The 18,876-nt window shown below is 47.3% G+C and carries 19 protein-coding genes; 13 read left to right on the top strand and 6 right to left on the bottom strand.

Going from position 1 to position 18,876, the window contains the following annotated elements; genetic code table 11:
* The first annotated feature begins 28 nt into the window (after nucleotides 1–28).
* The 5 genes from OM95_RS10375 (at nucleotide 29) to OM95_RS10355 (ending at nucleotide 6,974) form a co-directional block, all read left to right on the top strand.
* Nucleotides 29–1,387 carry a hypothetical protein gene (locus OM95_RS10375; RefSeq protein ID WP_041873369.1) on the top strand — a complete coding sequence of 453 codons (1,359 nt, stop codon included), beginning with the start codon at nucleotides 29–31 and terminating at the stop codon, nucleotides 1,385–1,387.
* Entirely contained in the window at nucleotides 1,377–3,677 is a 2,301-nt protein-coding gene (locus tag OM95_RS10370) for a hypothetical protein (RefSeq protein ID WP_041873367.1), read from the top strand. The genes OM95_RS10375 and OM95_RS10370 overlap by 11 nt, the downstream gene beginning before the upstream one ends.
* Before the next feature lie 14 nt (nucleotides 3,678–3,691).
* Nucleotides 3,692–4,753: a hypothetical protein gene (locus OM95_RS10365; RefSeq protein WP_291516114.1), complete on the top strand. Its 1,062-nt coding sequence runs from the start codon at nucleotides 3,692–3,694 to the stop codon at nucleotides 4,751–4,753.
* Nucleotides 4,753–5,940 (top strand): RNA methyltransferase, encoded by a 1,188-nt coding sequence (locus OM95_RS10360; RefSeq protein WP_291516112.1) that lies wholly within the window; start codon nucleotides 4,753–4,755, stop codon nucleotides 5,938–5,940. The genes OM95_RS10365 and OM95_RS10360 overlap by 1 nt, the downstream gene beginning before the upstream one ends.
* An 83-nt stretch (nucleotides 5,941–6,023) precedes the next feature.
* Nucleotides 6,024–6,974 (top strand): hypothetical protein, encoded by a 951-nt coding sequence (locus OM95_RS10355; RefSeq protein WP_041873364.1) that lies wholly within the window; start codon nucleotides 6,024–6,026, stop codon nucleotides 6,972–6,974.
* Between the two features lie 65 nt (nucleotides 6,975–7,039).
* Here the strand turns inward: OM95_RS10355 and OM95_RS10350 are convergent, their stop codons facing one another.
* Nucleotides 7,040–8,224, bottom strand: a complete 1,185-nt coding sequence (locus tag OM95_RS10350; RefSeq protein WP_041873361.1) for an endonuclease/exonuclease/phosphatase family protein — start codon at nucleotides 8,222–8,224, stop codon at nucleotides 7,040–7,042.
* Between the two features lie 151 nt (nucleotides 8,225–8,375).
* On the opposite strand from OM95_RS10350, the gene OM95_RS10345 reads away from it, so the two are divergent.
* On the top strand, nucleotides 8,376–9,302 hold the full coding sequence (locus tag OM95_RS10345) for a hypothetical protein (protein WP_041873358.1): 927 nt from the start codon (nucleotides 8,376–8,378) through the stop codon (nucleotides 9,300–9,302).
* Between the two features lie 78 nt (nucleotides 9,303–9,380).
* On the opposite strand, the gene OM95_RS10340 is transcribed toward OM95_RS10345, so the two are convergent.
* Nucleotides 9,381–10,232 carry an RluA family pseudouridine synthase gene (locus OM95_RS10340; RefSeq protein ID WP_041873356.1) on the bottom strand — a complete coding sequence of 284 codons (852 nt, stop codon included), beginning with the start codon at nucleotides 10,230–10,232 and terminating at the stop codon, nucleotides 9,381–9,383.
* Between the two features lie 97 nt (nucleotides 10,233–10,329).
* On the opposite strand from OM95_RS10340, the gene OM95_RS10335 reads away from it, so the two are divergent.
* Nucleotides 10,330–11,007 (top strand): DedA family protein, encoded by a 678-nt coding sequence (locus OM95_RS10335; protein ID WP_291516109.1) that lies wholly within the window; start codon nucleotides 10,330–10,332, stop codon nucleotides 11,005–11,007.
* A 40-nt stretch (nucleotides 11,008–11,047) separates the two neighbouring features.
* On the opposite strand, the gene OM95_RS10330 is transcribed toward OM95_RS10335, so the two are convergent.
* Nucleotides 11,048–12,106 carry a hypothetical protein gene (locus OM95_RS10330; protein WP_041873498.1) on the bottom strand — a complete coding sequence of 353 codons (1,059 nt, stop codon included), beginning with the start codon at nucleotides 12,104–12,106 and terminating at the stop codon, nucleotides 11,048–11,050.
* 116 nt (nucleotides 12,107–12,222) lie between these two features.
* On the opposite strand from OM95_RS10330, the gene OM95_RS10325 reads away from it, so the two are divergent.
* The 5 genes from OM95_RS10325 to OM95_RS10310 all read left to right on the top strand — a co-directional run bounded on the left by OM95_RS10325 (nucleotide 12,223) and on the right by OM95_RS10310 (nucleotide 16,229).
* A complete protein-coding gene (locus OM95_RS10325) occupies nucleotides 12,223–13,032 on the top strand; it encodes a TatD family hydrolase (protein ID WP_041873351.1) in 810 nt (269 codons plus the stop codon).
* On the top strand, nucleotides 13,029–13,901 hold the full coding sequence (locus OM95_RS10320) for a tRNA threonylcarbamoyladenosine dehydratase (protein WP_291516107.1): 873 nt from the start codon (nucleotides 13,029–13,031) through the stop codon (nucleotides 13,899–13,901). The genes OM95_RS10325 and OM95_RS10320 overlap by 4 nt, the downstream gene beginning before the upstream one ends.
* Entirely contained in the window at nucleotides 13,898–14,023 is a 126-nt protein-coding gene (locus tag OM95_RS17285) for a hypothetical protein (RefSeq protein WP_291516105.1), read from the top strand. The genes OM95_RS10320 and OM95_RS17285 overlap by 4 nt, the downstream gene beginning before the upstream one ends.
* A gap of 66 nt (nucleotides 14,024–14,089) precedes the next feature.
* Nucleotides 14,090–15,145, top strand: a complete 1,056-nt coding sequence (locus OM95_RS10315) for a class I SAM-dependent methyltransferase (protein WP_041873349.1) — start codon at nucleotides 14,090–14,092, stop codon at nucleotides 15,143–15,145.
* A 112-nt stretch (nucleotides 15,146–15,257) separates the two neighbouring features.
* Entirely contained in the window at nucleotides 15,258–16,229 is a 972-nt protein-coding gene (locus OM95_RS10310) for a deoxyhypusine synthase family protein (RefSeq protein WP_041873347.1), read from the top strand.
* Between the two features lie 93 nt (nucleotides 16,230–16,322).
* Here OM95_RS10310 and OM95_RS10305 read toward each other — a convergent pair whose 3' ends face one another.
* Together OM95_RS10305 and OM95_RS10300 are read right to left on the bottom strand one after the other, a co-directional pair.
* The gene (locus OM95_RS10305) at nucleotides 16,323–16,841 is read right to left on the bottom strand and encodes a hypothetical protein (RefSeq protein WP_041873344.1); all 519 of its coding nucleotides are present in this window, start codon (nucleotides 16,839–16,841) and stop codon (nucleotides 16,323–16,325) included.
* The gene (locus OM95_RS10300) at nucleotides 16,838–17,143 is read right to left on the bottom strand and encodes a helix-turn-helix transcriptional regulator (protein ID WP_041873341.1); all 306 of its coding nucleotides are present in this window, start codon (nucleotides 17,141–17,143) and stop codon (nucleotides 16,838–16,840) included. The genes OM95_RS10305 and OM95_RS10300 overlap by 4 nt, the downstream gene beginning before the upstream one ends.
* A 272-nt stretch (nucleotides 17,144–17,415) precedes the next feature.
* On the opposite strand from OM95_RS10300, the gene OM95_RS10295 reads away from it, so the two are divergent.
* Nucleotides 17,416–18,234 (top strand): MOSC N-terminal beta barrel domain-containing protein, encoded by an 819-nt coding sequence (locus OM95_RS10295; RefSeq protein ID WP_291516103.1) that lies wholly within the window; start codon nucleotides 17,416–17,418, stop codon nucleotides 18,232–18,234.
* A 40-nt stretch (nucleotides 18,235–18,274) separates the two neighbouring features.
* Here the strand turns inward: OM95_RS10295 and OM95_RS10290 are convergent, their stop codons facing one another.
* Nucleotides 18,275–18,799 carry a hypothetical protein gene (locus OM95_RS10290; protein ID WP_041873338.1) on the bottom strand — a complete coding sequence of 175 codons (525 nt, stop codon included), beginning with the start codon at nucleotides 18,797–18,799 and terminating at the stop codon, nucleotides 18,275–18,277.
* Between the last annotated feature and the right edge of the window lie 77 nt (nucleotides 18,800–18,876).

Genomic DNA, 18,876 nt, shown 5'->3' with positions numbered 1-18,876 from the left:
TTGATCTATAAGGATCAGAAGGAGGCCCATGGCTTTCAGAGTCCGACCCATTTTAGGGGCCATTTTACTATCTTTGTTAGGGTGCATCGGCACCCCAAGGGCGGCCTATGCCCAGGTCCAAACAGAGATGCGACTCTTCTCGGATTCGTTTATCAGCCCGACTTTTGAAGCCACGCAAAAGACCAATTATCAGTTTGTCGGTGCCCAGCTAAAAACAGACGTCTTTGCCGAAGATCCACTGAAAATGGATGTCGCCGGAGGTGTGGCGATGGGAGAGCCGTTACTGAATTATCTGAATATCTCAGAGTTCTACGTGCAAAGCCGTCAGAACGAAAACGAGACGTATTATATTGGCCGTAAGCGCCTGTTATGGAACGAGTTGGATGCCCGTTGGGATTTGGGTGTGTGGGAGCCTCTTTTTAAGTGGAACCCTTTGCAGCCAGAGCGGCAGGGACTGATTGGTATCTTCTATCAAGTGGATAAGCCGTACTACACCTTGGTTCTTTTTGCCTCGCCATTGTTTTTGCCAGATCAGGGGCCCAGTTTTGAAATTGAAAATGGCAGCTTCGTGAAGGGAAATCCCTGGTTCCGTCGTCCCCCTGAAAGTATTAAAATCTTCAGCGAGGCCACGGCGATTGATTATAACTTCGATCGTCCCAATGAAACCCAGGTGGTTTTGCAGAACTCATTCGGAGCCAAGGTGTCCTTTGGCGATCCACAAAGTCTGCGAGCGCAAATGAGTTATACCTATAAACCGGCAAACCAATTGGCCATCGGTTACGATGGAAATTTAGATATGGCCCAATTAAAAGGTGCGGTCGAGTTACAACCGCAGGTCTTCTATCATTCTTTGGCGGGCCTGGATGTCACCTATAAGGTGGATCAAGTGCGCATGGGGGTCAGTGGCATGTTTGACCGTCCTAATAAAGATAAGATCTTCGAAGAGCAGTGGACTCATCCGGTTTTTGAAGATGCCGTTTTACTCAGTCCTTTTATTGAATGGACGAATGGCCGCTGGGGCGTGAATCTTCAACACCTGGATATTTTCGGCGGTGATGTGCGTGAGGAAGGCGAGCTTGCCAATCCCAATCGTGCCGCTTTGATGACTCGGTATCCTTATAAACAGGCCCAGCAAATTTCCCTTTTGACGAACTATGCGTTTGGTAAAAACCGCCGTCTGATCGGCAAGCTGAGTTTCACCCATTCAGATAAAAATCAGTTTGATTTGATCCGTTTGAGTGCGCGTTTCCGACTGTCAGGCATCTGGTCTTTGGTGGGCGAGATGCAGATGGTGAAAGCCGGGGAATTGACCGCTTCTAACCAGAATGAGATTGCGCAATTTGTGAATAATGACCGTTTGATGTTGGGAGCCGCATATGTTTTTTAAAAACACCTTCCGCATCCTCACGTCTGTCACGGTGGCGCTGACGTCGGCCGGTTGCAGTGAATTCTTAAATGGCAAAAAGGCCGAACCCCAGGTCATGGAACTTTCCGACGCTCGTTTTAAGTGTCTGCAAAGCCTGCCTCAGCAACTGCAAAAATTTTCAGTCGGAGAAGCGCAAGAACAGGACATCCGCGATGGTGCGGATTGTATGACGGAAGCTCTGCTTTATTTCAATAAGCGCACCTTTGGTTCACTTCCGAATGCTTACACTGTTGAAGAAATGCGTAAGTTTTTTGGAAAGTATTTTTTGAAAGAAAATAACGTCAGTCCGCAATTTGCCGCAGAACTGATGAAGATCAAACGGGCTCTTTTAGGGGGCTCAACGACATATATCACCAAAGAAGAGATCGTGCATATTGTCGAGATCATGAAGGTCGTGCGTGATGAGGCGGTTCTTCTGGCGCCGCATATCAAGATTCTCTTGAATCAAAAAACTCAAAACACAGCGGAATGGGAACAGATCAGTCAGGCGACCGATCAATTGCGTCGGGCTTTGCAGCGTCTTTTAGAAAAAACTCAAGTGTCAAAATCAGAGTACAGTTTTGAAGATGCCAAAAAAGCTTTGGCGGGTTTCTCGGAATTTATTCGCGGGGAAACACCGTTTGCGCCGTATGATCAATACGGTGAATGGATTCCTGTGGTCGAGGCGGTTAAAAATGTCCTGATGGGCGAACGCGCGCAATTCACCAGTCAACAGCAGTGGAGCGACAGCCTTGATACCCTGATTAATCTTTACGAGTTGGCGTTGAAGTATCACTACTCATTGAGTGATCTGCGCTTTGAAGATCGCAGTAAGTTGCGCCAGGTCAGTCAGTTTATGGGACAGGCTTTGCAGCTTCTTCAGAACTCGCACACTATGAAAACCACCGGGCGCATCGCGATCAAGGACATCGACAATCTGATCTTACAGTTGACCACCAAGTTCCCTAGCACCGCCAGTGAAAAAGCCCTGAAAAAAACCTATCGGGCGGTTTTGATCAAAGTTCTTGATCCGGAAAGAAAGGCTGACACGCGGGATTTGCAAGGTCTTGAACGCAAACATTTGGCGACGATTTCTCGCGAATTCAACATCTGGCGTCTGCATCAAAGCTTTATTGATAGTTTGCAGTTCGAAGAAAAAGAAGGCGGGTACACGCAAAGCGAACTTTTTGAAGCCTACAAGAAATTCAATCGTACTTTTGTGATTGAAAAAGGCCTGGTCGACGACGCTTTCGAGCAGCAGGCCTTGGAGCTGGCATGGCAGGACTTTGGCGAAATTTTGCAGAAAAATATCCCGGTCAGCTTTAATGATGAGGGTCGATTGCTTATTACCCGCAATGCGAATCAATTGAAGCAGACGTGGAAGTCGTTGACGAAGGCCAATTTGATCCGGGCTTTAGCGCGTCTGTTAACAATTGGCTGGGGCGAGAATGCCACGGGCCGCATGACGTCGGCCTTTATTTCCCAACAAGGTTTGATCAACTGGTACGATGATTTTCAAGAGATCGGTCGTGACTTGAAAGCTTTTGATCCGCGGTCGGCCAACTCGGGCGGTCGCAGTTTCCTCGAGGCCAATTTCTTTACCTTCAGCGGTAATGGGGATCAGGCGATGGATCAAAGTGAAACCTATGAGTTCGTCAGTACCTTAGTGGCGGCCGGTCTATCGTCGGCGCAAGCTCTTCAGAATCATATGGCGCTTGCGGGTTGTGAGGTGAAGGAAAAAGATGTGTTTGGCAATCCCTATATCAATCAGGGTTGTTTCCGAGATAAGCTGCATAAGCACTTTCATTACTACTTCAATAATCTTCCCGGTATGGTGCAATACGTACAAAGTCTTAGTGTCGCCGACTGGGAGCAGTTCTACCGTCATTTGGCGGTTGCCGCCGAAGCGCCGGGGCAGAAGCCCGGCCTGATTGAAACGGCGAACATTCGCACCCTGGTCACAATTCTTCACTACATCGAAGGGATGATGGTGATGTACGATGCTGATGGCAGCAGCACACTTTCTTTAGACGAGATTTATGCGGCGTCACCGCGCTTTATGTCGTTCTTTAAAACCGTCACGGATACAAAATCCGAGACTCTTTTAAAAGAGGGCTTCGCTTATCTCGTGTTTAGAGGCTCAATCCCCGGTGCGGGAGCGCTGGCGGGCTTCCAGTGGGATAAAATGTGGGGTGTTGAAGACGCCCAACGCATGGAGATCGCGCGTATCTTTGGAACCTTGAAGGATCAATTGAACAAGCCCAAAAAGTAAGATAAGGTCAGGTCATGATCTTAAGGGTTCTTCTTTGTTTACTTCTTGTGACGACCGCTCAGGCGCATTCATCGATGGATGAGGAAGTTCCTATTATTCTGCGCGGTCCGGCGGCAGAAGGGTCTCGCAATTATCGTCCCGAGGCGCGAGCCCGCATTCAAAGCATTATTGATCACAAAACCTTAAAGGCCGAAACCACCTTCAACGACTGGCATGTCGGAGAAGTCCTCGCGCTTGAGTCGCACACGCCTTCAATAGGCGTCATCGGCTTTGTCGAAGTTTCAGGCATTGAGAACAAACAGGATGGCACCTACGAGCTGACCTGCGAACTTTTGCGCCAATCTCGTCTTAACTTCGTGCAGGTGGGAGACCAGTTGATGCATCTGGATCTCAGCACGGAAAACGAAAAATACAAAGGCTCTACGGATCTCATTGTCAAAGAATCCGATAAAAGTATTTCTTCGAAGTACAAACCTCTTTTCACTCAAGGCCTGGCTGTCGGCGAAACTGCCGAAACGCTGTGGGAAGGCGAGTTTCTGGTCACCTGGTTCGGACAATTAAGCTACGGTGTTCAAGAGTGGTTGACGGTCAACACCATTGTTCCGGCGAATTTTATTGGCGCTCCCAATGCGGCGGCCAAAGCAAATATTTATAAATCCTATTCGAACGTGCTTTCAACAGGGGTGAACTTCGCCAAAATCCCGAGCGAAAGCCGCAGCACTCTGAATTTAAATATTTATTGGGATTCGATTTCCTCTGAAACCGTGGTTTCGCACACTCTTTTGACCTTGGCTCTTTTTAGTTTCGAGGATGCGGCAGATGCGACGGCTATCAAGTCTTTGGGAACAAGCTCTTTGCAGTCCGGTTATGAATTTATCCTGGGCAATTGGGATCGTGTTCTTCTGGGCCCCTCGTATAACTTCGAAAAAAAGGCCGTCGGGGGTTATCTGACCTATCTTAAAATCTGGGATAAGTTCCATCTCAGTTTTTCGATCAACTCTACCAACATCACTTCTTTCAAGCTGTCACCGACGGACGGATACTACGCGCTGTTTGACGCCTACTGGAGATTCTAGTGAATCGTTTTTTCGTTTCAACTCCTTTGGATTATGAAGAGCGCACTTTGGCCGAAATGAAAGAGATCTGGCCCTATCTGCTAGGGAAGGACGCGAAAACCCACGCGTTGCCTTTTCCCGAAGTGGATGTCGTCCAAGGAGGGCTGGAGTTTGACACGGATTTGTTCGCAGGCTTACAACTGAATTTCTTTTTGAAGACGGCCAATCGTGTTCTTTTGCGGATGGCCTCTTTCAAGGCCCGTGATTTACCGAAGTTTTATCAGAAAATGAAAGCTCTTCCCTGGCGCGAATACCTGGCTTCTGCCAACGTCGAATGGGAAGTGGCCGCGCAAAAAAGTCGTTTGAATAATGAAAAACGACTGCAAGACAGTGCGGAATCCGCCTTGCAAGAGCTTTTCAAAGGTATGCCTGCGGGCGAGCTGTGTGGTTCGATTTACATCCGCATGGATGATGATTTGTGCACGATCAGTTTGGATAGCACCGGAGAACACTTGCATAAGCGGGGCTGGTCGGTTTTAAAAGGTGAAGCGCCACTGCGTGAAACCATCGCCGCATTTCTTCTGAAAGAAATGATGAGCGACTTGACCCCAGCGGAATTGTCGCAGGTGACTTTGCTAGATCCAATGATGGGGTCGGGAACCTTGCTCAGCGAGGCGCGGGCCTTAGGCAGCGGGCAATTTGCACGACCCTTTGCTTTTCAAAAGTGGAAGAAGGCGCCAAAGCTTTTTCTTTCCCCGAGCTTTGCGCTTAATTATGAAATACCGGCCGCTTATGGTTTTAAAAAGTTTGTCGGCTTTGACATTAAAGAAGAGATGATTCCGGCGGCAGAAAAAAACTTTGCCGAAGTGGAGCGTCAGCTGCAATCCGTGCAAAAAGGACAGTTTAAGGCGGTTCCCGCCGAATTTAGGGCCCAGGATGCGCTGGAGGGAAGCTACGCGGGCGCGGAAGGCCCTCTTTGGTTGGTCTCCAACCCACCTTATGGGGAGCGCTTGCCGACGGCCATAAAAGGGGGCCTGAAGGGGCTTTGCGAGGTTCTTTGCCGTCAATACAGCCCACAACGCCTGGGGATTTTATATCCTGAAAAGGAGCGAGTGCAGAGTCCTCCGGCGGGCTATAAAGTGTCTAAGGAGCTTAAAATCAATAACGGGGGGCTGCGCTGCCTGTTTACGATTTTGACACGTCTGTAAATTTTTAGGAATTGGTTAGATTTGCGGGAAAGGACCGAGGTTCCACTAGAATCTTGTGCTTTTTCAGGATAGATTTCCGAGCCATGAAAACATCCGCCATTTTATCCGCTTTATTTGTTTCTTCTGCCCTCTTAACAACGGCCTGCACCCCTCGTGATGTCTCTGTGACAGATAAAGACACGCGCGCAAAAATCCAGGCTCAGAATGCCCGTAAAACAGGAAAACCTGTTGCTGGCGGTGCTGACTTTAAGATCGGTGGATATTCAGGATCAGCTCTTTTGGCGGATCGGGCGATTGAAGCTTTAGAAGTGATTCGTCTGGCGACTTCTGAAGAAAAAACTGAAAAATCTCAATATAAAGTGTCAGAAAAAACGGCGCTCAAGGATGGCGAAGGTTATTCCGTTGTTTTGAATGCGGCCAATGATGTGTTGTCTTATGACGTCGACGGTGTCGAATACAAGTCCACTTTGAGCAAAAGATGGAATGTGACGGTGAGCACGGCGGCAGGTAAAATTCAATCTGTGACGGCGGTTGCGGAAAAGGCCAAAACAACGATCGATAAAGAAAAAGGCGTGACCTTCCTGAATGTCGCGGAAAATGAGATCAAACTTGTTTTAGCAGCGGTGGAAGGCTCTGATTCCTACAAAGTGTCTTTGGAATCAAAAGGCTCGGTAAATGGTCGTTTGAATAAAGCGGCTAACACCGGCAGCATGGACACATCGGTCAGCTTTCTAGTGGACGGTGCGGGTTTAGAATCCGGAAAGGCGACCCTTACGAAGTTTGACGGCAAATTCGTTTTCACGAAAAAAGACACCACCAAGCCGAATACAAGCTCTGCCAAGGGAGAGCTGACTGTGGATCTTGAAGGCTTCTGTCATACAGCTCAAGGTAAGTTGACCTTAGGTGGTTCCAACCCTAAGAACATGATTCTTTCCAAAACCGGCATCGTGGTGGAAGGAACAAAATTTAAAATGACGACAGCCACGTGTGGTAAAAGTCCGACAGTCGATTTCAGTCGCTTGTTTGTCTGGTAAGTTTTTAAAAAATAAAGACGAAAAAAAGCCGCGAACTTCGCGGCTTTTTTATTTTTAAAGAGGGCTTACTTTTTACCCTTGGCTTTCTTTGACTCCTTGGCAGGGGTCTTCGCGGGAACTTCTTCTTGCACCGGGTTTTTGGCCTCACTTCGTTGTTTCAAACGAACATAAAGAGGGAAGTGATCGGCCACGCCTTCCATTTTGTCGTAGTCCCAGCGCTTGGGGTATTTTCCTTTGGAAAGATGCACATCATCGTAGCGAATCACATCGATGGTATTCGGAAGCATTTGGTAGCTGCCTTTGCCATCGGCAAGGAGAGCTTTGCTATAAATGTGCGCATCTAGGAAGGACCATGATTTACGATAGTTGTGTGTTCCGGGACATTCTTTACAGCCGACGAAGTGAGAAACCGCGCCGCCTTGTTGGAAGATATCGCGGAAGATGTGATTCTTTTCTTCTTCTTCGTGAGTGATATTCAAGTCACCTCCGAATACCACCATGGCATCGGGCCCTTTGGCTTTCATCAGCTCCACAGCGAAAGTGGCGATTTGCTGGCGCCAGTAAGTGGGGTTGGCTTGAGAAGGGAAGTGGGCCGCCATAAATGTAATGGGATCGCCATTAGGGGCTTTGACCGTGACTTCCAGGATGCGGCGCGAACGCTCCATCCATTCACGATCCTTTTCTTCTTTTGGTTTCCAGGGGATGGGATGCAAAACCGGTTTACCGACAACAGGCATACGGGACAAAAACGCCAGATTGATACCGCGTTTATCCGGCCCATCGATAATCACTTCTGTGGTATAGCCGGCGTCCTTAAGATATTCCGTGTTTAGTTTATGCAGGACCACGTCACTTTCGATTTCCATGATCATCAGCGCATCAGGTCCCTTACCGTCGACACCTAAAATCACTTTGGCGACGTTAGCTAGTTTTTTATTGAGGGCTGCTTCGCTCCAGTCGGTTCCCAAACACTCGTTACGGCGATAGGAACTGTCATTGTTTTTGACACAGGCCTCGCGCAGTTTAGGGTCGGCGTTTTTCGCCGAAAGCGGCATATAGGTCTCATCATTGTGACCAGGGGTTTTGACTGTGTCGAAAAGGTTTTCGACGTTGAAGGACATCACGCTCACTTCGTCAGCAGCTTTGGGCGGAAGGTCCCATTTTTCTTTTTTAAAGGAAACTGCGCAACCCGCCAGGGTTAAAAGCGCGATGCAAAGGATGAGTTTTTGAATAAGTCGTAAATTTTTCATGACGTCACACTAAGGGGTTTGTGGACTCATCTCAAGTCGAAAGAGTTTTAGGATTACGTTGAGACATACTATGTCTAAACTTTGGATATTGCGCAATGCATAGCGCTATGGCATAAACACCTCGATCCAGTCTGGAACTTGAGGAGTACGTATGTTGAGAAAATCGCTCGCTTTAGCCCTTTCCTGCCTTTTCGTGGCGTCCCCTTCGTTGGCGGCGGTTCTAGATGGTGAGGATTTCGGGCAGATTTCCACTTCCGCGGGGCGTTTCAATGACTGGAATATGTCGTTCTTCTCGATCGCGTCTGTGCAAAATATGAAGCCGGGCAAAAAGGCGACAGACACGCGTTCTATGGACACCTACAGCTATCTTTCTTTGAACTACAAGCTGGATTCCAACAGCCGCGCTTCTTTGCGTGTCCCTTTCAATTTCACCACTCAAGGTCAAAATGAATATGGCGACGAAGTGACTTCGGATTTTTCTTTGAACGACATTCACTTCGTTTATTCAAACTACGACTTAGGTTACATCGGTGATGTGGATCTTTCGGGAAAAGTGAAATGGTATTTGCCGACAAGCCGTGTTTCGCAAAATCAAAAGACCATCAGCAAGATCCGTCTTGAAGGTTATGCGGATTATTCTTTGTCGCGCTCTATTTTGGTGGCTTATGTCGCGAAGCCCGATATTTATTTGCAAAGTCAGACAGCCTCTTTCAATCAGGATGTGCCACAGTTTGATGATGGTGGTTACGTCTACGATCCTCGTCAGACAACAAAACAGTTTGGTATAGAACACTTTCTGCAATTCCAATGGGACATCAACTCGATGTTCAGTATTACGACAAAATCCGGTTTCAACGAAAGCTGGTATCACACGTCGAACGTGGAAGATCTTGAAGGGAACCATGTCACAGCTCTGCGCTTGGGTGCAAACTTGTGGATTCGCCCTATGCGTGGTCTTTCCTTCACCTTGGGTGTTAGCAACGACACGATGTTAAATAGCTACCGCGGCAAAGACATCGCTTTCGCCGAACCTCAGAATACCCAGTATTCTTTGATGACGAACGCCTGGATCTTCTAGTTTTCTTCGATCGATCTTAACAGGGAGTTGGATTTAGCCACTCCCTCGCTATGTCTTTCAGTCAAAAAATATTTCTTATTATAATGTGAAAGAATGCTTTTGCAGAGTCAGGGGATTGGTGAACGCAAGCTCATGGGCTTCCAGTTCGATTTTTTCTTCTGTACTGATTTTTGCAGCCCCATAGGTGTGATCGCCTACAATCGGATGTTTTTCGCAGCCCAATTGGGCCCGAATCTGATGTGTTCGTCCCGTAAGTAAATGAATTTTAAGTTCACTGCGGTTGTCGGCAAGCACATCCATATTCAGAATTTCCAGAACACAGTCTTGCCAGCCAGGTTGGAACTGCCGCGACACCGTTTTGGGGGCGCGGGGAGAAGGCTCCATATAATGAGTCAGAATTCCCGTTTGCAGACTCTGGCCCTCGACGACCGCTTTATAGATTTTGGTCATCTCGCGCTGCACGAGCAGTTTGTTGAATTCGCTTTGAAAGTGCAGATTCTTGGCGAAGACGATCAAACCTCGTGTCGGTACGTCCAGCCGATGAGTGACAAAGAGCTCGTATCCCAGCGCCTGACTCAGATAGTTTTGCAGATGTTCTTGATCGTTGTCGACGCTGGCGTGAACCGGAATGCCTGAGATTTTATTAGCCACTAAAAAATTTTCGTCATCAAAGATCACGCGTTCTTGCCAGCGCAGATTCGCGACTGGAAAACGGCGAGGCTTGGTGTGCACGCGCAGATAGTCGCCAGCAGAAACCGAGGAATTTTCTTTAACTCGTTTGTGGTTCAAGTAAATAGATCCAAGACCCAGCAAAAATTCGATCTCAGTCCGGTCGAGGTGCAAAGTGCTTAATAAAACATCAATAAGTCCTCCCGACTGAGGACTTATTATGTGTCTTACTCCATATTCAAAACCTCTGGCACTCTGCATACTATTCCTTAACGAAGAAACTACACATAGCACGGTGTAGCAAGTGTGTTCAAGTGCGATGCTTTCCCGCATAGTGGGTGCCTTAGGAGAACAGGATTTGGAATTTGCTAACGAGCCCATATTTCAATGGATGTCGCAATTCGCCTACCAACCCGGTACGGTTTACGCGGCATTAGTTGGTATGATGATGCTTTCGGCTGTGGGTTTTCCTTTGCCGGAAGAAGTGACCCTGATCAGTGTAGGGATTTTGGCCTTCATGGGGGCGCATCCTCAACATTTTCCGCCGCCGTTTCCTGGCGCTCCGGTTGTCAATGTTCATACCGCTTCGATTATTGCTTTCACCGCCGTGGTGGCCGCCGATTTCATTATTTATCTGATAGGGCGGGTCTTCGGACGAAAGATGCTTTATCACCCACGGGTGCGTAAGTTTTTTCCTGAGCACATGATGAAGCGTGTGGAAGAGTGGACACATAAATACGGTGCTTATGCCTGTGGGATTTTCCGCTTTACACCCGGCCTTCGTTTCCCGGGGCACCTTGCCTGCGGTATGCTTCGTTATCCCGCGTGGAAGTTCATCGTGATCGATGGTGTGGCGGCTTTGATCAGCGTGCCCACGCAGATCTATCTTTTGGCCCATTACGGCGAACCTATTCTTAAATATCTTCGTCAATTTAAGCTGGTCGTTTTTGCCATCATCGGATTGTTGATTGTTTATTTTGTCGCAAGAAAACTGCGAGCCAAGTGGTTGCAGCGTGCCGCTGAAAACAATGGATAGAAATAAAAAAGGGCCCCTTCAGGCCCTTTTCTTTTTTGGTTTAACCGGCTTTTTTACCGTAAACCGTTTCGTCGTTCACCTCGCAGCATAAGTGCAGGGTGACGGGTTTTGTATGCGACACGGGTTCAACATCTTTCCAAAAAATCTTTTCATAGCCACTTTGTAAGCCGAAAATTTCTTCCCGAATTTTAAACAGCAATCCTGCTGGTGAACCCAACAACCAGTCCATTTGCACCAAATAGAAAGCCTCTTCCAGTTCCACAGGGTTTAGGGAAGAAACAAAAGAGGGAGGAAGATTGTCCACGAGGTGACAAGCATTGTGCGAGTACTTATGGAAGGCCTTTTCCATAGGATTTACGAAAAGCTTTTCTACGCGGGGGTCCGGAGTTCTGGGGCCTGAAAATGGTTGCGAGAACTTCTTGAAGTTCCAATACAGAAGAGCGTCGTTAACAACGTATTCCGCACGCGGCAAATAGTCGGTGATCGCATCGACTTTTACACCTTCGTGTGAGGCATCTTCCACGTGCGCGTTGTGATCAATCGCCACAAGACTGCGCAGATGATAAAGGAATGAGTAAAGCGCCTGCAATTTTTCAGTGAAGTTTTTTGAAAAATTCAAACCGAAATTATAAAGCAAAGGGGCGCCAATCTTGTTTTCGAAAGAAGCAAAGGAATCTAAAAGAGGCCACAAGGCTGTCAGGTCCACGCCCCACGGCTTGATCGCCATTTCAAAGTGTTCTTGGAATTGGTCTTCAAACTCCGCGCAGACTTCTGGATTCACGACGGCTAAGTGTGATTGCAGGGCGCGCACGCGCTTTTGACAGCGTTCATAAAGTTCTGAATGGGGATCTAAAGCCTTCCAAGCTTCCACCGCGAAAGAGTAATCCAGATGAGGAGTGGCGATGGGACTTTTAATATAGTGATTGAGTTTGACCAATGACAATCCGGTCAAAGCATCCGCATGATATTTAAACGGAGCTGTGGGCGAAAATTTTTTATAATTTTCTTCCTGATTCCAGAATTGCACTTTTAAAGGACGCCACGTGGCTCCTTTATCCATTGTTAACTCAAAACCCAAACGCAAGCTTTTATGCTTCATGGAAGACTCCTTCAAAGGCATCTGCTTCTTTACGAGCGCAAAGAATCAGGCTTCTTTCCTATCGGCGGAAATTGAATCTTGTTCGAGTCCTGCTTTTTAAGGTACAACCAGGACCTATGGTTGGTTTTGGATTTTGGATCGATGCACATGGACACCTTGCGGACCCCCGGTGGGCGGGCCTGCAAGACGCGCTGATAGAAGAAGCGCGGGGCAAAGGCATTCACTTCTTTATGCAAGGAGGTGTGGGGCCTGAAGACTGGGTTCGCCAGCAAGAACTTAAGAAACGTCATCCCCGTCATATCGGCCTGTGCTTCGGACTGCACCCTTATTGGGTGGCGGAGCATGATGAAGACGCCTGTGAAGAGGCTCTTAATCAGCTTGCGGTGGCCTTGCCAGAGGCTTTGGCCTTAGGGGAAATGGGACTGGATTTCAGACCTCATATTATGAAAGAGTCGCGGGAGCGACAGCTTGATGTCTTCGCGCAGCAGATTGAACTGGCGCATTTTTCGCAAAAACCGATGGTTCTTCACTTAGTACAGGCCCACGAGGAAAGTTTAAAACTTCTAGACCTGTATGGCGTACCCCAACAAAAAGGTATGGTACATTCTTTCAATGGCAGTGCGGCGAAGGCGCGGGATTTTCTAAACAGAGGCCTGTATCTTTCCATCGGCGGGCCGGTGTGCCGTCCTGATAACAAGAAATTGCATCAGGCCGTGAAAGAAATGCCCCTGGAATATCTTCTGATTGAAAGTGACAGCCCCGATCAACCTCCTCCGGCCTATAAAGACGGTTTGAATCCTCCGGAAAGCATTTGGGAGGTGGCAAGAACTATAGGGGAGTTAAAATCACTTGATCCTCTGGAAATATTAGATATCACTACGGGTAATTTTCACAGACTGATAGGGAAACAAACGGAGACTCCATGAACCAAACTCCTGACCAACAAAACCTACAAACGAATCTGCCACAACCTCAGGAAACAGAATATGTTCTGCACCGTCGCTTTGACCGGATGGGACGCTTGGTGGGTGATGAGGTGATGAAGAAGCTTTTCAACACGCACGTGATGGTCATCGGTTTGGGTGGTGTAGGTTCTTGGGCCGCGGAATCTTTGGCGCGCTCAGGTGTTGGTAAGCTTACGGTGGTGGATTTTGATGAAGTTTGTATCACCAACGCCAATCGTCAGTTGCACGCCTTGCAAGGTCTGGTGGGCAAGAAGAAGGCCGAGGTTATGGGCGAACGCCTTCGCAAAATCAATCCTCAGAACACTGTGAACGTCATTCCGGAGTTTTACAATGAAGAGAACTCGGAAATGATGTTGTCGTGCAAGCCTGACTATATCGTGGATGCGATCGATAATATGACTGCGAAAGCACATCTTTTGGCAACGTGCAAAGAGCGCGGAATTAAAATTATCACTTCGGGTGGTTCGGCCGCAAAAATGGATCCACTTCGAATCAAGCTGAAAGATTTAGGGGAAACTTATGCGGACCCCATGGCCGCTTCGATTCGCAAGATTTTGCGTCAGAAGTATAATTTCCCGGATAAGAAGAAGTTCGGCATTCCTTGCGTTTTTTCGGATGAAATTCCACGTCTGCCTGAAGAATTGAAGTATGACAATGGCCAGGGCTTTAAATGCGTTTGTCCGACAAAAAGCAGTCTGCATGGGTGTGACAATCGTAACATCATTCATGGCACGGCCAGCTTCGTGACAGGTTCTTTTGGACTTGCGATGGCGTCGTATATCGTGAATGAGATTTATGCGTCCGTGAAAAATCCAGAGGTGCAGCCATGATCGTTGCTGCTTGGTTCACGCTTGTTGCATTGGTGATTTTGACGGGCTTTGTAATGTTGGGTCTGACTTTTCGGCACTGGTATCAGCAGAAGAAGTTAGCGCAACCTCCTAAAGCAAAATAACACCGCAGTGCTCGCTTGAGTTGCGCCTCAGTTCGCAGTAACCTGAATTGCGAAAGAGGTGCCGCCATGAAGCTCAAGATTCCATACCAGGATAAAATCACTCTGGGATATTCTTTGGCTCGGTCCGCTCACTTTGCGGCCCAGCAGTTTTCACTGCCGATTTTTGAATTTCTGACGACTGGCAAAAGAAGGCATCCACAGTCTTTAGAATTGGCGAAAATGAAACGGGCATATGCGGAACTTTATCAGTTGTTAAAAAAAGACGCCGACAATATTCAACACGGTTACTATCCCATTGACGTACTAAAACCAGAAAATTTGACCGAACATTTTCGCCGTTATCCGCGAATCATCATGGATGGCTATCAAATTGCGAAGCGTCGCACAGACAAAAGAAATAAGGACTTTGGTGACGAAGCCAATGAATTCCTGAAAGAGCTGCCGGAATACTACCAGCGTAATTTTCACTTTCAAACCGGCGGTTATCTGACCAAACAATCCGCAGACCTTTACGAACATCAGGTGGAAATTCTTTTTTCTGGCGCGGCCGATGCCATGCGCCGATTGATTATACCTCTGGTGAAAGACATCTATCCGGGACAAGGGGAAGGGTTGCATTTTCTGGAAGTGGCTGCGGGGACGGGGCGCCTGACTCGCTTTATGAAACTGGCGTTTCCAAAGGCGCGAATCACCGTCTTGGATTTAAGTTATCCCTATTTGAAAAAGGCCCAAGACAATTTACATGATTTTGCTCGGGTGGATTTCGTGCAAGGGGCCGCCGAGGACTTGCCGTTTCAAGCGGGCAAGTTTGATCTGGTTTATTCTTGTTTTCTTTTTCACGAGTTGCCTTTGGAAATTCGTCGACAAGCCATTGCAGAAGCTTATCGAGTTTTAAAAGAGGGTGGTGTCTGTGGTTTTGTCGACTCTGTGCAAAAAGAAGACGCCAAGGATTTCGATTGGGCCTTAGAGCAATTCCCTGTGGATTTTCATGAACCTTTTTACAAGAACTACACGGTGAATCCCATGGAGGGTTTGTTGTCCTATCAGGGCTTTGAGAAAATCCGCAAAGATCAGGGTTTTTTTGCCAAAGCCGTTGTCGCGCAAAAGCCATTCTCTGCTTGAGTTTTGCAGTAAAAGTGCTACCTTCTGGTGCTTTGATGGCAGCTAGAAGTCTTTAACGGTTTTCACATGGGTGAAGCCTTTCAGCTTTCATTAAATACATAAGGAGCTAGAAATGGGACCAATTACTCAGTTTATCGATCATCATTATCGCCACTTCAATGCGGCGGCACTTAAAGACGCTGCTAAAGGTTACAAAAAGCACATCGATAACAAAGGCCAAATGCTGGTGACACTTGCGGGCGCTATGTCGACGGCAGAATTGGGTCTTTCTTTGGCTGAAATGATCCGCCAAGGAAAAGTTCACGCTATCTCTTGCACAGGTGCCAACCTTGAAGAAGATGTATTCAACTTGGTTGCGCATAATCACTACGAGCGTATTCCGAACTACCGCGACTTGACTCCTCAAGATGAACAAAAGCTTTTGGAAAAGCATTTAAATCGCGTGACTGACACTTGCATTCCTGAAGAAGAGGCGATTCGCCGTATTGAAAACGTTGTTTTGGAATATTGGCAAGACGCTGATAAAAAAGGCGAGTCTTATTTCCCGCACGAGTTCATGTACAAAATTCTTCTTTCTGGAAAACTTGAACAGTACTACCAGATTGATCCGAAAAATTCTTGGTTGTTGGCGGCGGCGGAAAAGAATCTTCCGATGGTTGTTCCAGGTTGGGAAGACTCTACATTGGGCAACATCTTTGCTGGTCACTGCATTAAAGGCGACGTGAAAAAATCCACCACAGTCAAAGGTGGTATTGAGTACATGAAAACTTGGGCTGAGTGGTACATGGGTGCTTCAAAGGCGGCTCCTGTAGGCTTCTTCCAAATCGGTGGCGGTATTGCAGGCGATTTCCCGATCTGCGTGGTGCCGATGCTTGAGCAGGATTTAGGACACGAAGATGTTCCTTTGTGGAGCTACTTCTGTCAGATCTCTGACTCGACAACTTCTTACGGTTCTTATTCCGGTGCTATTCCCAATGAAAAAATCACTTGGGGTAAATTGGCTCCGACAACACCGAGCTACATCGTTGAATCTGACGCCACAATCTGTGCGCCGTTGATTTTCGGTTACGTATTAGGTTGGTAATCTGATTTTGAATGTTCCACCAAAGGCCTTGGCTAAGGATAGACTGACTGTCACTGTGACGGTCAGTTTTCAAGAGCGGGGCCTTTTTTATTTCTAGAGGTCTGTCTGGGCCGCACAGTCTAGTATTTTGCCTTCTTCATTGGTGTTGATAGTCACAGGAATGGAGATCTTCTTAGCTTCAATCCAGGGGCTGGTTGTGAGCCCTAAGATGAAGTTCAGCCGAGTTGTAAGTTGTCTATAAAGTTTTCCGTCGATTTTGCGAATGTCCTTTTTGTGCTGGTATGCCTCCAACCACAGCTTGCGGACCTGTAGTGGTGGAGGAATTCGGTGAAGCATCTCGGTCGTTAGCTCCAGGGTGACCGCCGAGTTTTTGGGGGTCGCGCCTTCGTAGATAATATCTTTTTTCCCGCGCAATAAAAACAGGGCACAGGCCTGAGGGTTTTCCAATAAGTCCTGTGTTGTGATCTGAAATTTTTCGGCGACTTGATAGAATCGATATCTTTCCGAAGCCTCATGCCACAGAAAGGAGTGAGGTGTATTTGCTTCGGCTAAAAGCAAAAGACCCAGAACTAGGATTAGGGCCGTCATTGAAAGGCGCAAGGACTCGGTCATGCATCATCCTGGCACTTTCCATAGGGGCGTAGAATGACTTCAAATATTCCCGCATTGATTTGTTCGTTCAGGCGCGCCGAGCTTAGGTGTAGAGGCGGATCTTTCTTGGTGCGTCCATAAAGCTCTTCCATCGTCAGATGAAGCGTGTCGCAAATACGAAAAAGATGCTCTATCTTGCGCGGCTGCTGACCTGCCAGCCAGTGATAGATTGTTTTGGCGGGCACTCCCGATTGGCGAGCCAATTGAGCTACGGTGATCTTTCGATCATCCAGGATGCGACGTAAACTTTGAGTCAGGCTCATAGAAAAAGACCTTTCGACCAAACCAATCTTAGTTTTTAAAAACTTTCTTGGATCAGGTACAAAATTCTCGCTCGCGAGAACAAGTTCTCGTTAACGGGTAATTATTTTCGATGTGTCTTAATCAAGCTGATTGCGAAGGAAAGAAATCAGCTCCACGAATGTCTATTTCGGCAACAGACCAAGCCTCAAAGCCGTTTGGCAGATTTAGTATATAAATTCAATATAGAAATGCAAGCTCCGAATGCAACACCGGCAGTTTAGGCTTGATTTTAATGCAACAAAAAGAAAGCATCTTAGGTATGAAAATCGAAGAGCTTTTTATTTATCCCATTAAATCCGCCCGGGCACAAAGTGTGAAAGAAATGAAAATCACGTCGGAAGGGCCGGAGGGGGACCGCCAGTGGATGTTGGTGGATGAAAATGGCAAGTTCTTATCACAAAGAACGGTTCCGAAGCTGGCGACCATTGAGGTTTTTCAGGACGAGACTTCTTTGACCGTAGGTTTTCAGAAGATGTTTTTTAAAATTTCCAAGAAGAATTCTTGGCAAAGAAGAATCACCGTTCAAGTTTGGAATGACAGTTTTGAAGCGGCACTGGAGCCGGATTTATACTCGCAGGGAATTTCTCAGTACTTGGGCGTGAACTGTAGGCTGGTTCGATACGCGCCTTTTTCGCAGCGTCGAGTGCGTTCTGTCAATGAAGAGTCCTGGCAACCCGAGGTGCGTTTTGCCGACGGACGTCCTTTGTCCCTGCTTAATTTAAAAAGTTTGGAAGACCTTAATGCCAGATTGGCAGAGCCGGTCCCTTTGGATCGTTTTCGTGCGAATATTGTTTTCAGCGGTCCGCAGGCTTTTGTCGAAGACCAATGGAGTCGCATACGCATTGGTGAAGTGATTTTTTCTCAACCTAAAAAGTGCACGCGCTGTTCGATCATTACTATTGATCAGAAGACCGGCGAAAAGACCGGACCTGAACCTCTTAAGACTTTATCGACTTATCGCAAAGAAGAAAGAGGAGTTGTGTTCGGTGCACTCTGGATTCCTGAAAACGAGGGGATCATCCGAAGCAACGATCCCATTGAGATTTTATAAGTACACTACTTGCCTGGAAACCGGGCTGCTGAATCACTTTTTAGATTTTATTTCCTTTAAAAATATAAATCTGACAGGACGTTCCCGTATAATTGGCGACGTCCTTCATGCAGGAAATAGAAAAGTTCATAGCTTCGTCCATCAGAGCGCGGATCTCGTAACCACCATGTTCGATGCCTTTGATTAGCAAAGACTTAAATAGCGGCTCGGCATCTTGAGGATCAAAAAGAGCCACTTGGATTTGCTGATCGTCGTTATGCACTTCTGTCATATCCGTGCTGAGGATCTTTTTTAAAGTTAGGATACAACGAGGATTTCCAGCCACCAGATCACAGTAAAGGTTCATGGCACCTGCTTTGTCTGCGTAGAATTTATATTGATGAGGTTTTCCGGTGACCTTATCGCCCCACTGAACAGGCAAAGCCAAATACTGATAGATGGCGCGAGCTTCTTTGGGATGGGTCAGCTCAAAACTGACTTCCGAAGCTGTTTCACGCAGTTGTGCCTCCGCAGGAATGGCTCCCAAAAAAATCAGGCTCAGGATAGACGAAATTAGCAACTTCATAGGTACCTCCGCGCGAGGATATTCTGATTTGGATGAGCTCTTTGCAAATAAAAAGCACAAGAATCAGGCACTTTTAT

The organism is Bdellovibrio sp. ArHS, from assembly GCF_000786105.1.
Classification (GTDB): Bacteria; Bdellovibrionota; Bdellovibrionia; order Bdellovibrionales; family Bdellovibrionaceae; genus Bdellovibrio.
This window is presented reverse-complemented; position numbering and strand designations above follow the sequence as displayed.

Coding starts and splice junctions, on each gene's coding strand:
- OM95_RS10345 (WP_041873358.1), top strand. CDS start 8,376: ATGTTGAGAAAATCGCTCGCTTTAGCCCTTTCCTGCCTTTTCGTGGCG.
- OM95_RS10340 (WP_041873356.1), bottom strand. CDS start 10,232: ATGCAGAGTGCCAGAGGTTTTGAATATGGAGTAAGACACATAATAAGT.
- OM95_RS10300 (WP_041873341.1), bottom strand. CDS start 17,143: ATGAGCCTGACTCAAAGTTTACGTCGCATCCTGGATGATCGAAAGATC.
- OM95_RS10370 (WP_041873367.1), top strand. CDS start 1,377: ATGTTTTTTAAAAACACCTTCCGCATCCTCACGTCTGTCACGGTGGCG.
- OM95_RS10290 (WP_041873338.1), bottom strand. CDS start 18,799: ATGAAGTTGCTAATTTCGTCTATCCTGAGCCTGATTTTTTTGGGAGCC.
- OM95_RS17285 (WP_291516105.1), top strand. CDS start 13,898: ATGATCGTTGCTGCTTGGTTCACGCTTGTTGCATTGGTGATTTTGACG.
- OM95_RS10350 (WP_041873361.1), bottom strand. CDS start 8,224: ATGAAAAATTTACGACTTATTCAAAAACTCATCCTTTGCATCGCGCTT.
- OM95_RS10355 (WP_041873364.1), top strand. CDS start 6,024: ATGAAAACATCCGCCATTTTATCCGCTTTATTTGTTTCTTCTGCCCTC.
- OM95_RS10375 (WP_041873369.1), top strand. CDS start 29: ATGGCTTTCAGAGTCCGACCCATTTTAGGGGCCATTTTACTATCTTTG.
- OM95_RS10310 (WP_041873347.1), top strand. CDS start 15,258: ATGGGACCAATTACTCAGTTTATCGATCATCATTATCGCCACTTCAAT.
- OM95_RS10295 (WP_291516103.1), top strand. CDS start 17,416: ATGCAACAAAAAGAAAGCATCTTAGGTATGAAAATCGAAGAGCTTTTT.
- OM95_RS10325 (WP_041873351.1), top strand. CDS start 12,223: ATGGTTGGTTTTGGATTTTGGATCGATGCACATGGACACCTTGCGGAC.
- OM95_RS10365 (WP_291516114.1), top strand. CDS start 3,692: ATGATCTTAAGGGTTCTTCTTTGTTTACTTCTTGTGACGACCGCTCAG.
- OM95_RS10315 (WP_041873349.1), top strand. CDS start 14,090: ATGAAGCTCAAGATTCCATACCAGGATAAAATCACTCTGGGATATTCT.
- OM95_RS10320 (WP_291516107.1), top strand. CDS start 13,029: ATGAACCAAACTCCTGACCAACAAAACCTACAAACGAATCTGCCACAA.
- OM95_RS10330 (WP_041873498.1), bottom strand. CDS start 12,106: ATGAAGCATAAAAGCTTGCGTTTGGGTTTTGAGTTAACAATGGATAAA.
- OM95_RS10305 (WP_041873344.1), bottom strand. CDS start 16,841: ATGACCGAGTCCTTGCGCCTTTCAATGACGGCCCTAATCCTAGTTCTG.